The sequence below is a fragment of the Pseudoalteromonas piscicida genome (assembly GCF_000238315.3).
Taxonomy (GTDB): domain Bacteria; phylum Pseudomonadota; class Gammaproteobacteria; order Enterobacterales; family Alteromonadaceae; genus Pseudoalteromonas; species Pseudoalteromonas piscicida.
In genome coordinates, this window is record NZ_CP011924.1 from 1,933,227 (window position 1) to 1,947,919 (window position 14,693).

Annotated in this window: 13 protein-coding genes and 1 pseudogene; 7 read left to right on the forward strand and 7 right to left on the reverse strand. The window is 41.8% G+C overall.

What is annotated here, in order from left to right:
• Positions 1-140: 140 nt before the first annotated feature.
• Entirely contained in the window at positions 141-2,501 is a 2,361-nt protein-coding gene (locus PPIS_RS08980) for a bifunctional diguanylate cyclase/phosphodiesterase (RefSeq protein WP_010370877.1), read from the forward strand.
• Between the two features lie 58 nt (positions 2,502-2,559).
• On the opposite strand, the gene metE is transcribed toward PPIS_RS08980, so the two are convergent.
• Positions 2,560-4,836 (reverse strand): 5-methyltetrahydropteroyltriglutamate--homocysteine S-methyltransferase, encoded by a 2,277-nt coding sequence (gene metE, locus PPIS_RS08985; RefSeq protein WP_010370875.1) that lies wholly within the window; start codon positions 4,834-4,836, stop codon positions 2,560-2,562.
• Positions 4,837-5,127: 291 nt separating this feature from the next.
• Between metE and PPIS_RS08990 the strand changes: the two genes are divergently transcribed.
• The 4 genes from PPIS_RS08990 to PPIS_RS09005 all read left to right on the forward strand — a co-directional run bounded on the left by PPIS_RS08990 (position 5,128) and on the right by PPIS_RS09005 (position 8,876).
• A complete protein-coding gene (locus PPIS_RS08990) occupies positions 5,128-6,015 on the forward strand; it encodes a LysR substrate-binding domain-containing protein (RefSeq protein WP_010370874.1) in 888 nt (295 codons plus the stop codon).
• A 100-nt stretch (positions 6,016-6,115) separates the two neighbouring features.
• Entirely contained in the window at positions 6,116-6,880 is a 765-nt protein-coding gene (locus PPIS_RS08995; protein ID WP_010370872.1) for a YdcF family protein, read from the forward strand.
• A 145-nt stretch (positions 6,881-7,025) separates the two neighbouring features.
• The gene (locus PPIS_RS09000; protein ID WP_010370869.1) at positions 7,026-7,397 is read left to right on the forward strand and encodes a hypothetical protein; all 372 of its coding nucleotides are present in this window, start codon (positions 7,026-7,028) and stop codon (positions 7,395-7,397) included.
• Positions 7,398-7,529: 132 nt separating this feature from the next.
• A complete protein-coding gene (locus PPIS_RS09005; protein WP_096040876.1) occupies positions 7,530-8,876 on the forward strand; it encodes an IS1182 family transposase in 1,347 nt (448 codons plus the stop codon).
• Positions 8,877-9,145: 269 nt separating this feature from the next.
• Here the strand turns inward: PPIS_RS09005 and PPIS_RS09010 are convergent, their stop codons facing one another.
• From PPIS_RS09010 to PPIS_RS25795, 6 genes and pseudogenes are all read right to left on the reverse strand, one after another.
• Positions 9,146-10,771, reverse strand: a complete 1,626-nt coding sequence (locus PPIS_RS09010) for a methyl-accepting chemotaxis protein (RefSeq protein ID WP_081629168.1) — start codon at positions 10,769-10,771, stop codon at positions 9,146-9,148.
• 216 nt (positions 10,772-10,987) lie between these two features.
• Entirely contained in the window at positions 10,988-11,179 is a 192-nt protein-coding gene (locus PPIS_RS09015) for a hypothetical protein (RefSeq protein ID WP_010378936.1), read from the reverse strand.
• A gap of 40 nt (positions 11,180-11,219) precedes the next feature.
• A complete protein-coding gene (locus tag PPIS_RS09020) occupies positions 11,220-11,387 on the reverse strand; it encodes a DUF1328 domain-containing protein (protein WP_010378934.1) in 168 nt (55 codons plus the stop codon).
• A 10-nt stretch (positions 11,388-11,397) separates the two neighbouring features.
• On the reverse strand, positions 11,398-11,844 hold the full coding sequence (locus PPIS_RS09025; protein ID WP_010378930.1) for a PA2169 family four-helix-bundle protein: 447 nt from the start codon (positions 11,842-11,844) through the stop codon (positions 11,398-11,400).
• Positions 11,845-12,009: 165 nt separating this feature from the next.
• Positions 12,010-12,618, reverse strand: a complete 609-nt coding sequence (locus PPIS_RS09030; protein ID WP_010378928.1) for a mechanosensitive ion channel family protein — start codon at positions 12,616-12,618, stop codon at positions 12,010-12,012.
• Positions 12,619-12,813 (reverse strand): annotated as a pseudogene (locus PPIS_RS25795) (mechanosensitive ion channel family protein); the annotation flags it as partial.
• 316 nt (positions 12,814-13,129) lie between these two features.
• Between PPIS_RS25795 and PPIS_RS09035 the strand changes: the two are divergent.
• Entirely contained in the window at positions 13,130-13,693 is a 564-nt protein-coding gene (locus PPIS_RS09035; RefSeq protein WP_010378923.1) for a BON domain-containing protein, read from the forward strand.
• Positions 13,694-13,754: 61 nt separating this feature from the next.
• Entirely contained in the window at positions 13,755-14,330 is a 576-nt protein-coding gene (locus tag PPIS_RS09040) for an outer membrane beta-barrel protein (protein WP_010378920.1), read from the forward strand.
• The last annotated feature ends 363 nt before the right edge of the window (positions 14,331-14,693 follow it).

Here is a 14,693-nt window from a genome sequence, read left to right on the forward strand (position 1 = left end):
GGTGTTAGTAAAGTTTTTCAGGCCAACCGCAGATTATTTCATTTTGTAAGTTTACTTTTAGCTCGTTTTCATTTTTCACAATATTGGTAAATATGTACATTTTAAGTTAACTTAGTAGCATCTTTTCATGAGAAATATGTATGCTATCTGAGAACCAAAAATTAGAATCAAAAACTGAGCAGCTTAGCATCATCAACCAGTTTTCTTCGTCGCTGCTGCATCTAACCAAACTTGACGAATTATTTGAATACGTTACAACACAGGTCGTTAATCGACTGGGGTTTGTAGATTGTGTTATCTATCTCGCAGATCCTTATCAAGAGTATCTAGAAGTCGCTGCAAGTATGGGCGTTTCCCATGCTAATGGGGATTATCGTGTTGAACAAACCAAGATAAAGATTGGTTCAGGTATTACCGGGCAAGTCGCAACGACGAGAGAGCCCTTTATTTCTGGAAACGTCGCCTCTCACCCCATGTATATTGCTGACTTACGACCAGCGATGTCAGAGCTTTGTGTACCACTTGAGTATGACGACCACTTAATCGGTGTGATTGACTGTGAGCATCCAGAGGCTGATTATTTTACCTCCGCGCATTTACAAATATTATCGACGGTCGCACATCTACTCAGTGCCAAAATCCATCAGTTACGCACCTTAGAAAATCTCCAAACCACGATTGCCCAGTTACACCAAGCACAAAATTTAGAAAAGTCCCTGCTTAAAATTGCGAACATCACTTACCGCTTTGAGAACCTTGAGGCTTTTTATGATGACTTATATAAAATCATTGCCTCTCAGCTTTGCGCCGAGAACTTCTTTATCGGTCTTTATGATACTCAACAGGATATTTTAGAAATCGATTATTTGATTGAGGGAGGCGAAAAATGTAATGCTCACCAAAAGGTATCAAAAGATCAGATAAAGCATACTGCATCTTACTATATTCTGAAGAACCAACGACCACTGCTGTGTGATAACGATCAATTTAGAATGCATATCACGCGGGGTGATTTTAAAATGGTGGGTCGCTCGCCACGCTCTTGGTTAGGCGTACCATTTTTGGTTAATGATCAATATCAGGGCGTGATTGTGCTGCAAAGCTACAATAACGACCAAGCTTTCGTGAATCATGATTTATCTATTTTGACTTATATAAGTCGTCAAGTCAGCATGGCCATAGACCGGCAGCTTTCAAGGCAGGCGCTAGAACATAGAGCTTTACACGACGATTTAACGGGTCTTGCCAATCGCTATTTATTGTTAGAACGGATCAAACATGCCATTTTGAGGCTAGCGCGAGTGGAGTCCTCTAATTTGCACTGCTTGATCTATCTCGATTTGGACAGATTTAAAAGCATTAATGACTCACTTGGACACGATGTTGGCGACCATTTCTTGATTGCTATTGTCGAGATGATAAATGGCTGTATTCGCAAAACCGACACCTTTGCGCGGCTCGGGGGTGATGAGTTTGCGATTTTTATGGAAAATGTCCAAGACAGGCAACAGGTCACCCTGCTACTTGATAGGATCACCACTGCTATAACCAAGCCCCTTCATATAGATGGCCATGTTCTGCAAGCTTCAGGCAGTATTGGCGTTGCGTTCACTGATAACGAGTCCGATAGCGCAATTAATTTACTGCAGCAAGCAGATGCCGCCATGTACGAAGCAAAATCTTCGGGTCGGGGTCAAGTCTGCTATTTTAATAATGCCATGCGCAAGCGCTTAAAACAGCAAGCCGATATTGAAAATGATCTGCAACATGGCATAAAAAACAATGAATTTGCGCTGTATTATCAGCCGATATTTTCTCTAACGACTGGCGCTATTGTAAGCTTTGAAGCCCTCGTCCGTTGGTTTCACCCCAAAAATGGTCTCGTTTCTCCGGATGCTTTTATTCCAATTGCAGAACAAACCGGACAGATAATTGAGCTTGACTTACATTTGTTGGAGTTGGCAGCCAAACAACTCAAACGCTGGAAAGCACAAAAGCTGCCGAAGACTCGTGTTACGGTAAATGTTTCATCGCGACATTTCGCAAGCTTAGAGTTCGTTGATACAATTCAGCAACTTTATCATCATTATGAGCTTACACCAGGCTCTTTATGTTTGGAAATCACAGAATCTGGATTGATAGCAAACCTCGCCCTCGCAACCAAAATTATTCAAGGATTAGAATCCCTTGGAGTGAAGCTTTACCTTGACGACTTTGGCACTGGTTACTCTGCTTTAGGTTATTTGCACCAGCTCCCCATTCATGTGCTTAAAATTGATAAGAGCTTTATTGACCAACTAACTGAAAGAGAAAACCCGCTAGTTGATGCGATTTTGAAACTTGCACAATCACTTAACCTAACCGTTGTCGCTGAAGGTATCGAGCTCGAAACCCAGTGGCAGCTATTAAAGCAAAAAGGCTGTCAATTTGGTCAAGGCTATATTGTTTCTAAACCATTAGCCGCAGATCAAGCGATGGCATTTTTACTGAGTAGAAACTAGACACACTCGCCACATACCTCATTGTTTGTAAACAATGAGGTATGTGGACTGGTTTAGATTAACTTTCCCCTAATTCGCTTCTAAGCTCCTTGGTTGCTGTCACCATATTCTCAAGTGCAGCTCGGGTTTCTGTCCATGCTCGGGTTTTTAGCCCACAATCTGGATTCACCCATAATCTTTCTACCGGGATTTTCTTCGCTGCTTTGTGAATTAAGTCTTTTATCCATGCCACCTCAGGGACGTTTGGTGTGTGAATATCATAAACGCCAGGCCCGATGTCATTGGGGTAGTCAAAATCTTCAAAGGCGTCGAGTAAGGTCATATTTGAACGTGACGTTTCAATTGTGATCACGTCCGCATCCATATCCGCTATGGCGGCGATAATATCGTTAAACTCCGAGTAACACATATGCGTATGGATCTGTGTTTCGTCATTCACACCACTTGCAGATACCCTAAACGCATACGCCGCCCACGCTAAGTAGGCTTGCCACTGACTGGCTTTGAGTGGCATCCCCTCTCTAAATGCAGGTTCATCGATTTGGATCACCTTAATCCCTGCGTTTTGCAAATCCACCACTTCATCTCTCAGTGCTAATGCGATTTGATTCGCGATGCTCGGCTTGTCTAAGTCATCTCTGACAAACGACCAAAATAAAATAGTCACAGGCCCTGTTAGCATGCCCTTCATCGGTTTTTTGGTTAAGCTCTGTGCATAACTCGTCCAATTAACAGTCATTGGTGCCGCACGCGAGACATCTCCCCAGATCACTGGGGGCTTAACACAGCGCGAACCATAACTTTGCACCCAACCAAACTGAGTAAAGGCAAAACCTTCGAGTAATTCACCAAAGTACTCAACCATATCATTGCGCTCTGCTTCGCCATGAACCAGCACATCTAAGTTAAGCGCTTCTTGTTCTTCAACGGCATAACGGATCTCTGCTTCCATCTGGCTTTGATAAGCATCAGCACTCAACGTACCCGCTTTATAATCACGTCGCGCCTTACGAATAGCTTGGGTTTGTGGGAAAGAGCCTATCGTTGTGGTTGGCAATAAGGGTAAATTTAGCGACTGTGCTTGTTTTTTAATTCTGGTTGCGAATTCACTATTGCGTTGGCCATCTTTTGCTGTAAGCGCTGAAACACGCTGCTGCACCTCATTATTATTCACGCGAGTAGAAGTCAAACGCGCTTTTACAGGCTTAGAATATTCGACCAACTGGGTAATATCACGCTGCTCCAATGCATTTTTCAATAATGCCAGCTCTTGTCCTTTTTGTTTGGCAAATGCGAGCCAAGACTTTAACTCACTATCAAGTTTTTGCTCTTGATCTAAGTCGACTGGCGTATGTAATAATGAGCATGAAGGAGCAAGCCAGAGATTATCACCTCGACGTTCATGAACCAGAGCAAGTTGCTGATATACACCTTCAAGATCCGAGCGCCAAATGTTACGACCGTTCACAACCCCTAGAGACAGCACGCTATCTTGCCCAACTACTTCCTCTAACGCAGCCAAGTCGTAGTTTGCCGTTACGCAGTCAAAATGTACGCCTTCTACGGGATAAGACTGGATATCTTCAACATGCGCTTGTACGGAGTCAAAATAACTGGCCAACAACACTTTTACTCCTTGCCCGCTCAACGCATCAAAACTCCGGCGCAGCGCGTTACGATAAGCATCGTCGATTTCCAGAGCTAAAATAGGTTCATCAATTTGTACCCACTCAACACCTTGCTCAGCAAGCTTGGTAAGTACCTGCTGATATACAATCAATAACTTATCTAATAAAGCCAATTTGTCAAACTCTTGACCAACGCATTTAGCTAAGTAGAGGTAGGTTACCGGGCCGACCAATACGGGTTTTGCTTGGTAGCCAAGTAATTGTGCTTCCTCTACTTGAGTAAATAACTCCGTCCAAGTTAGGGAAAATTCCTGCGTTTGAGTTAACTCAGGGACGATGTAATGATAATTGGTGTTGAACCATTTCGTCATTTCACTTGCAGCACACGCACAGCCGCTAGGTGCTCGTCCCCTGCCAATCCGAAACAAAGTATCAAGATTTACCGACTCATCATTTTTGTGACGACTAGGAATAGCGCCGACAAGTAATGAAGTATTCAACACGTGATCATACCAAGCAAAATCGCCTACAGGTAGAAGGTCAACACCAGCCTCAGCTTGCAATGCCCAATTTTCTGCACGAATGCGCCTTCCTTCCGCGATTAAGTCGTCTTGCGTTAAGTCGCCCGACCAATAGCGTTCTACTGCAAATTTAAGTTCACGTTTTTTGCCTACGCGTGGAAAACCCAAGTTATGTGTTAATGCCATGATTTTAATTCCGTCTAGATGTATGGATGTCTAAAAATATAATTCTCATAATCAAAAACAACAATTGATGCTTTCTCAGATTTCATATGAATAAAATTAAATTGTAATTTTTTAAAAAATTTTTACACAAGCAGTGACAACGCTGTCATTTTTAGTGTTATAGTGGATTTGTGAATTTTTGAACAACTCACCGCAGGTATTTAGACGTCTAGACATTGATAATAACTAAATAGAATCGTAATATTGAGTAATGCTGAGATTTGCTCACTTAAAATATGAGAATTGTTGATAATGATTGATATAAAGCACCTAAAGACTATCTCCACCTTGAAAGAAACTGGTTCTCTCGTGAATACAGCACGAGAGCTATTCCTGACTCAATCTGCTTTATCACATCAGATCAAAGATCTTGAGAGCAAACTCGACTGCCAGCTTTTTGAGCGCAAAACGCAACCAGTACGCTTTACCCCTCAAGGGATGTTATTATTGGAACTTGCCAACGATGTTTTACCTAAAGTTGAAGCAACCAAGTGTCGTTTGAAGGAAAGCCTTAATCAACCTATCTCGCAACTCAGGTTAAGCGTGGAATGTCATGCTTGTTTTCACTGGTTGCTGCCAACAATTAAAGAATTCAATACCTTTTGGCCTGACATTAAAGTCGATTACGAACGTGGTTTTAGCTACGACGCTATTCCTGACCTTATTGAAGATGAGCTGGACTTAGTGCTTACCTCAGACATTCGAGAACCAGAACAATTGGAATACGCGCACCTTTTCGACTTTAAATTAAAGTTAATCGTTGCACCAGATCACGAATTGGCCAAGAAGGCCTATGTCACAGCACTCGACCTAAAAGATGAAACCATCATTTCTTACCCTATTCCTCGCGAGCGCCAGGATATATTTAAGCACTTTATTCAAAATGCACGCTTTGATGGTACGCTAAAAACCGTCGATCAAGGTTTATTAATCTTCCAACTGGTAAGTGCAGGCATGGGGGTTGCAGCACTACCGGACTGGTTAGTGACACCTTATGAGAGTCAAGGGCTAATTAAATCGATTCCTCTAGGCGCACTTGGGCTAAATCGTCCAATGTATTTAGCAATGAAGAAAAGCATGAAAGATAACCCTGTTTATCGTCATTTCCTCAATACTTGCCGTAAAACCACTGCAAGATAGATGACAGGGCTCTTTTTGAGCCCTAACTGTTATACATTTCTACTACTCCCATCTCATGCTAGCATTGCGTCAGGCTTATCTAAATCTAAGGCATGTTTAAATGTTTGAAGTCAAAAAGGTTATCGGTCAACTTATGATGCCGTTACCATTATCTTTAGTGGTGCTTGTGGGGCTTATGCTTTTTATCGCCAAAACGCGTAAAGGGCCTTACATCGCAAGCTGGTTTGTCTTACTCACGACATGGGCGTTATCGACTCCTTATGTCGCACAACATATTATTGAGTGGGATACAGGCGCTCTCGCCGCATTCAATCCAAGCAAGCACAACAATATAGATAAAATCGTGGTACTTGGCTGTGATTTATACCCAGATAAATCTCCCCCCAGCAACGCCCAACTTGGCAGCTGCGGTCTAGCCAGATTAGTTGAAGGCGTAAGACTTGCTAATATTTACCCAAAGGCCCAGCTGTATGTCTCTGGTTACGGCTATGGCCATGCAACAAGCGCGGGACTCATGGCAAGAACCGCACAGAGCCTGGGTATTTCCGCTACACGTATTAAGCAAAACCCCAATGCCAAAGACACCGCGGACGAAGCAAAAATGCTAGCACCTTTACTAGTCGATTATGACGTCGCATTGGTCACATCGGCTTCGCACATACAGCGAGCAAAAAACCTATTTGAAGCACAAGGCATAGAAGTGTTCGCTGCACCGACGGAGTTTTATAACTTCAAGCAATACCCACCGAGCAGACAATTTATTCCAAACCATAAGGCCTTAGAAGTAGTCACTCGGATTTGGCATGAACAGGTTGGAAGTATGTGGATCACGATCCGTCGTGTGATTGACCCTGAGGCACTTTAAGCGTCGAAAAAGACACCAAAATCAGGCTAAAGTTCGATAAATTAGCGCTGAAAAACGTAAAAAATTGAAAATTTGCGCAAATATGGGTATAAATAGAGTTTAATCTTAACCCGCGTATCCGCGTACAACACGACTAGGATCTACGATGAGTAAACTAGATAAAACTGAAGTACTAAGCGCTTTCGAAGCTGCGTACGAAGCTGCACATGGCAAAAAGCCTGAGATCACTGCAAAGCCAGGTTGGTATAGCATCGATGGTGGCAAAAACATGCGTCTTGCTGAGGTAGCTGAATTAACAGAAGAGCTAACTTCAGGGTCAGCTGTAGCAAGTGAGAAAACGCAGGCGCCTGCCAAAAAAGCGAAAACGACTAAGAAAGCGCCTAAGGCTGCAGCTGTAAAATCAGCGAGCTTTACTATCGTTACAGAAAACGAAGAAGGCTTCAAAGCGGAAGAACAGTGGATTGCTGAACTAGCAGCAAAAGATCACGACTGCCGCTTACCTCGTGGTGTTGTGTAATATCAGTTGGTGTAACAACAACTCCATAAATAAAAAAACCTCGCAATGACGAGGTTTCAGACTGTTGAAAAAGGGCTGGACACAGATCTAGCCCTTTGATCTAATAAGCGTAGTGAGTTTAGGGAGTTCACCATGCTTAAAGACAAAACCCCTCAGCAATATGAACTAGAAATGGTCGCTATCGACCAATTGGTTCCAAAAGACCATTTAGTTCGCCTGATTGACCTTGCGATTGATTTCGAATTCATCCGCGATGAAGTCGCCCATCTCTACTGTAAAAACAATGGTCGCCCAGCGGTTGACCCAGTGCGAATGTTCAAGATTTTATTTCTTGGATACCTGTTTGGCATTCAAAGCGAGCGTCGCTTGATTAAGGAAATCCAAGTCAATGTCGCATATCGTTGGTTTTTAGGTATGGGACTAACTGAAGATGTCATCCACCACTCGACGCTAAGCCAAAACCGCATAAAGCGCTTTAAAGACAGCAATATTTATCAATCCATCTTCGATAACATTGTCCGCCAAGCGATGAAACAAAAACTCATAGGTGGCTATAGCTTATTTGCTGACAGTACACACCTCAAAGCCAATGCCAATAAAAAGCGCTATGACATAGAAGACTTAAAAGTCAGTCCTTCAGTGTATGTAGAGCAATTGAACGAAGCAGTACTGCAAGACCGGGAGGATGAAGGAAAAAAGCCCCTGAAGTGTAAGGAAGAAACAACTTGCACAAAACCAACCAAAGTCAGCCGCACCGACCCAGATAGCGGGTTTATGGTACGGGATGAAAAGCCAAAAGGGTTCTTCTATCTAGACCATCGAATTGTGGATGGTAAACACGGCATTATTGTTGATACACACGCCACCGCAGGCAATGTCCATGACTCACAACCTATTATCAGTCGACTCGACAGAGCGCTCGATACCTTTGCACTCAACCCTATCGCGGTTGGGCTAGATGCAGGCTATTTTACCGCCGCGGTATGCCACAATCTGGAAGAAAGGCAATTAGTTGGCGTGCTGGGGTATCGAAGACCAAATAAAAAGAAAGGCTACTTCGCCAAACGTGAGTATCAATATCAAGCCGATACAGATACTTACCTGTGCCCGCAAGGTGAAACTCTAATCTACAAAACAACAAGCCGAACAGGCTATCGTCACTATCATTCCGACCCGAGCAAATGTGGACGCTGTCCAGTCAGAAATCAATGTACAGCCAGTAAAAATCAAACCAAAGTTATAACGCGGCATGTTTGGCAATCGAGCGTAGAAAACGCCAATGCGATTAGGCTGAGCGACTGGGGTAAAAAGCTCTATCGACGACGAGCCGAAACGGTGGAAAGAAGCTTCGCTGATGCGAAACAACATCATGGACATCGCTACTGCAGATATAGAGGTCTGTCAAAAGTGACCGCGCAGTGCTTGTTAGCAGCGGCATGTCAAAATATGAAGAAAATGGCGCTCATGGCTGCACACTAGCAAAAAACCTCGAAAACTCCCCCTAAAAGCCCTCAAAACGATCTTGGACACACCAAATCACAATAATTAGCCTAGCCAACACAAAAAACCAACGCTGAAACTTACGGCAGAGAAAACTACTCCAACAACTGGGAAAAATAAACCCCGCTTAAAAAAGCGGGGTTTATCATCAATCTGAAACCTCGCAATGACGAGGTTTTTTTATTTCTTTAATTCTAGGGCCTGTTGATCTTTACTGTTTGATTTAAACAGGCTCGGCCCTAATATTACTAAACTTTAAATACTAGTACTTGGCTGTTTAGCTGCTCGGCTAACGCTTCTAAGTCATTACTTACATCGGCATTACTCTGTGCATTTCGGGTAATTTCAGAAATACTGCTACTGAAATCATTAATATTTTCGCTGATTTCCGCAACCACCGTTGTTTGTTCTTCTGTCGCCGTTGAAACCTGAATATTCATACCAACGATTTCATCCACCGCCTTATCAATATCGGTCATTATTTGAGCTGATTCATTAGCCCTATCTACCCCCGCAGCTGCGCTTGATTGCGCATTCTCCATTGATGATACTGCGTTTTGTGCCATGCCCTGTAACTTGCTGATCATATCTCGGATAGATTCTGTGGCTTTTTGCGTATTATGTGCCAATTGCCTGACTTCGTCGGCAACAACCGCAAAACCTCGGCCAGACTCCCCTGCTCTCGCCGCTTCTATTGCAGCGTTTAATGCCAGAAGATTTGTTTGTTCAGCCACACCTTGGATCATTAAAACAACCTGGTTGATTTCATTAGACTGATCGTTCAACGCTTTAATTAACTGCGCATTATCTCCTACTTCACTAGCAAGGCGCTCAATGGCCTGAATATTTTGCGAAATAACATCCATCCCTTGTTTCGCAAGCTTGCCGGACATCTCAGCTTTGTTCGCGGTATTCATCGCATTATGTGCCACTTCTTGTATCGCACTATTCATTTCTGTTGCTGCGGTTGCAATCATCACAGTTTGCTGCTCTTGCTCTTGCGAAGTGCCCGCAATCGACTGACTGATACCATTCAACTCGTTCGAGGTCGTAGAAAGGCTATTCACGATTGTGACTAGATTGGTAACTAGCTCATGTAAGCTAGACACCATGGTATTGAAGTCATTCCCTATCTGACTTAACTCATCTTGCCCCTCAACTACCACTCTTTGTGTTAAATCTGCATCTCTTGCAATATTACCAATACGCATACGTAAGCGGCTAAGCGGTTCATTAATTGACCTAAATATCAACATGCCAATTAGCACCATTACTACCACAATAACAACGGAAGAGATAATCATCGCCGCTTTTGTCGCACTGGCTTCTGAGCGACCGACGTTCCGAAGCGCACTCGCTTCAGTAAGCTGCAATTCAATTAGGGCACTGTAGCTTTCGCTAAGCGGATCGAAGGCCGCATAGAGGTCATGTACAAATTTATCGTAAGGAATTTCTTCAAAGGTATTTGCGTTAACTCGGTTAATATAATTAGACAGCAGTTGTTTGACGCTTAATTCTGCTTTTTCAACTTGCTTTACTAAGCTTCGCTCTTCGCTCGTAAGGTCCGTGGACAAATAGCTATTCCACTCTTTTTCAGCGATATTCTTAGCTTCTTCGATTTGCTTTAACGCAGCACCATTGGATAGTTGATGGCCTCGTAACTTGTGAAACGTATCCACAATAACCACCGCGTAGTTATCTGACACCACTTTTATTTGTCTAAGCGGTACAACTCTGTCGTCATAAATACGGTCAATGTAATTGATAAGGTTTGATAATGTTCCGATTGTGAAGATGGTTGCAAGAATAAAAAACACAGCAGGTATGCCTGAAAGCGACAACAATCTGCTTTTAACTGAAACCCTATTTAGCATAATCTGATTTTTATTGAGTAAACATAGAAATAAAGTATTACTCAAAGTTCGTAGATTACAATATTAATTGCAGATTAAGCAGCGTGATTTTGATGTGCATCATATTTATTTACTGTGTCCCCCCTTTTTAGGGTATTGATTTTTAAACTTATTACAAAAAAGAGGAGAAGCTTTATCGGCTTCTCCTCTTACATTCCACGTCGAAATTGTTTTTGCTTAACACTCTTCGTTTTCTGCGTTCAGGTTCTCTTTTACATCTTCACAGGCATCTTCTACACTGTTTTCCACTTCCTGCACCGTTTCATCGAAACGCTCACCCGCATCTTCCGCTGGGCCTTCACTACAACCAAAAAGTGCTAAAATTGAAACAAAACCAAATGCTTTAGCTAATGTAATTGCTGATTTCATAATCTATCTCCTAAAACCGTTTTAGAACGTTAAATCCCTTTTACCTGGGAGCGCGTGCTTTACCAAAAATAAACGAAATAATCATAAAGGCGATAAACACAAAGAATAGAATTTTCGCCATACCTGCTGCAGCGCCCGCGATTCCGGTGAAACCTAACACGGCTGCGACAAGTGCTAGGAATAAAAACATTACAGCCCAACTCAACATAACATTCTCCTTAGGCAGTTAGCTCTTGCAACTGCTTCATTTGATCGTGACAAGCTTGCATTCTGGTTTGAATTTGCAGTAATACACTCTTGCATTTAGGTGGAAGATCTTTACTTAGCGCTTTATCAAGCTTGCTCAACACTTTATCTTCCACTTCTTCTAGCTGAGAAATATAGGTGTGCTCTTTGTCGGTGCTCACCATACCAACCAACTTGGTGTACGATTCACGAATGTCGATGCTAAGCGCTGAATCAGTCTCGATTTCACCCTCGTCAATAAGAACAAATGGTTGTAGATCCGAGATTGCTTGCGCTTTATCTACAATCATTTGGTCAAATACGCGGTTTAATTCGATATTATCTAGCTTCTTTTTAGCTTCGGTGTAAAAATCAACACCACCATTTAATACTTTAATGAGCTCTTTTACCGGCTCCATGTCGTAATTTGAATCTGCCATAAATAACTCCTTTCGTTGCAATATTTAATAAGTGCATTTTGCAAATATTATTTTCTGTCCCTTTCGTCAATGCAGATTAAATGCCAAATTATAAACCTTTATTTTACAAGGGTTTTTAATATAAGCACTTTCAGACCGGTGAAAATATTACAAACTAGATGTAAATTATTCCTGTGATAATTGCACACTTAAGGTCGTGCTGCCTTTGGCATTGAAGTCCATCGTCCTAATAGGGAAAGGAATTAAGATATCGTTATCGGCTAAAACACGGTTAATTGTACAAATTGCTTGGTGCCTGACCACCATAAAGCCGGGATCAGCTGGGTAGTCTATCCAAAACCACACGAGTAGATTGATAGAACTATCACCAAAAGACTCAGCATAGACATCCGTTTCTTTTTGGTTTACTACGAAATCAAGCTTGTTAATTGCCTCAACAATCACCTCTCGGGCTTGTTCTGGGTCATCCGCATAAGAGATACCAACTGGTACTTCTATTCTTCGCTTACCAAGCTTAGTGTAGTTTTGTAACTCATTCTTAAAGAGAATTTTGTTGGGAATATAAGACAGCTGGCCGTAAAAGTTTTCTACTAAGGTATTTCTCAAATTGATTTTACTTACCGTGCCAAAGCAATCCTTGGTTCTGATAATGTCACCGACCATAAAGGGCTTTCTGACTCCCATCACAAATCCAGCGATGAGGTTCTCGGTCATATCTTGGAATGCAAAGCCAATAGCAAGGCCAATGATCCCCGCCCCAGCCAACAGTGACATTACGGCACCTGATAGTTTTACTATATCTAAAGCGAAGAAAATCCCAATGGTAATAATAGAGACTTTAAATATGGAACTAATAAGAGAAGCAACTTGTTCTGTCTTTATTGCTTTTTTAATCGCTTTAGAAAACCAGATTGTTGATATTTTAGCCAGCACTGTAAAGAATATTAGTATCATTAAGGCTAGGATCATATTCGGTAGTAACTACACACCGGATTCAAGCCAAGAGATTAACTTATCATTAATTAACGTCCAAAATTTTTCTAAATTCATAATTACTCATTCCTATATAAGTACGCGACAAAGATAGAATGCAGTAATCATTCCTACTGATATTAATTAGCCGTTCATGAAAAAGGTAATTATTACAAAGTAATGTACACATTTTCTCGGTAAATTCTTCCTTAAAACTTACCAACAAAATAAAAACACATAAAATTCAATAATTTACAACATGGCACAACAGCTGCAATAGGTAATTCGACTACGAAATTAAAGGAGTTTAATTATGAAAAAGACATTAATTGCAACTGTACTTGTATCTTCACTTACTACTGCTTCAGCGTTCGCTGCTGATAATTCTTGGGAAAAAGAAGCAAGCGATGCTTGGATAGACGGTAAAGCAGAAGCGACGCTACTTTTCAACGGTGAGCTGAACAACTTTGACATTAACACAGATGTAAAAAATGGCGTTGTAGTGCTAACTGGTAAAGTTGAACACTCAGTAGACAAAAAGCTAGCTGAAGAACTGGTACTAGGTATCGACGGCGTAAAAGAAGTGAAAAACGACCTGACTATCGTGGATATGTCCGATGAACGCAAAAAAGAGCGTAACTACGAAAGCGATAGCGGCTTTACTGACGCAAAAATCGCAACAGTAATTAAGTCTCGCTACCTGTTTGACACAGATGTAGATGGTACTGACATCGATGTTGATGTGGAAGGTTTAGTCGTAACACTAAACGGTCATGTTGGCAGCGAAGCGGAGCGTAAACTTGCTGTGCAAATCGCAAAAAACGCCAATGACGTTAAAGATGTAAAAGATAACCTTCGCGTTACTAAAAAATCATAAGCAATTTTGATTTGAGGGGGTACTCCCCCCTCCCATATTTATATTGATTTAAGGAGTAAAGATGAAACAATTAACTATTGCCGCTGCGCTACTAGCTTCTCTAGGTCTTGCATCTACCGCTGCTCACGCGGAGTGTGATTTTGGACTAGAAGATTATAAAATTTATACAGGTATCGGTTATGGCCAATACTCTTTTCAGTGGGAAGATCGTGAGAACGACACCTCGTTCGATGATGACTCGTCTATGTTAAAAGCGTATGTGGGTACAAAAATCAATCCATATTGGAGCTTTGAACTTGCCTATGAAAACTTCGACGAAGCAAGTGACATTGACAACTCTGCTGAAATCGACGGTATTTCTTTATCTACACGTCTCTCAGCCCCATTAAACGAATACTTTTCAGTTTACGCAAAAGGTGGTTGGCTTGAATGGGATGCAGATATCTATGCTGATATTCCAGCTGTGGGTCGTGTTTCATCTAACCTTGAAGGTGGCGACTGGCTTTATGGTGCCGGTGTAGAGTTCCACCTAAACGAAAACATTAACATGCGTTTAGAATATACGCGCTACGAACTTGAAGACGATATTGATCCAGATATGGACGTAGCAGCAGTCTCTATTGAGTATCAATTTTAAGCAGTACTGATGGCTAATTTATAGCCTCCCAATTATTTCCCCTTTGACTCAGTCCTGGCTCTTCCACAAGAGTCTGGTTTTGGCGCTACCTCTTGGTAGCGCCTTTTTTGTTTTCAATGTACGGCTTCTATATTGAATAATATGATTGCTTTCTCGCTATTCCTTTATTTGTAGAAAATAGAGTTTAAAGATAAACAATCTCTAGATGTAATATTTACCAGTCACAGCTAGAAATGAAATCTGTCGCATTTTTAAACTCTACACCCTGTAGGTTCTGCTATGTAACATTTACACCCTTCGTATCGCATCTACCGACACAAAATATAAAAAATAGATAACAAGCTGATATTTATAAAGTTTTAA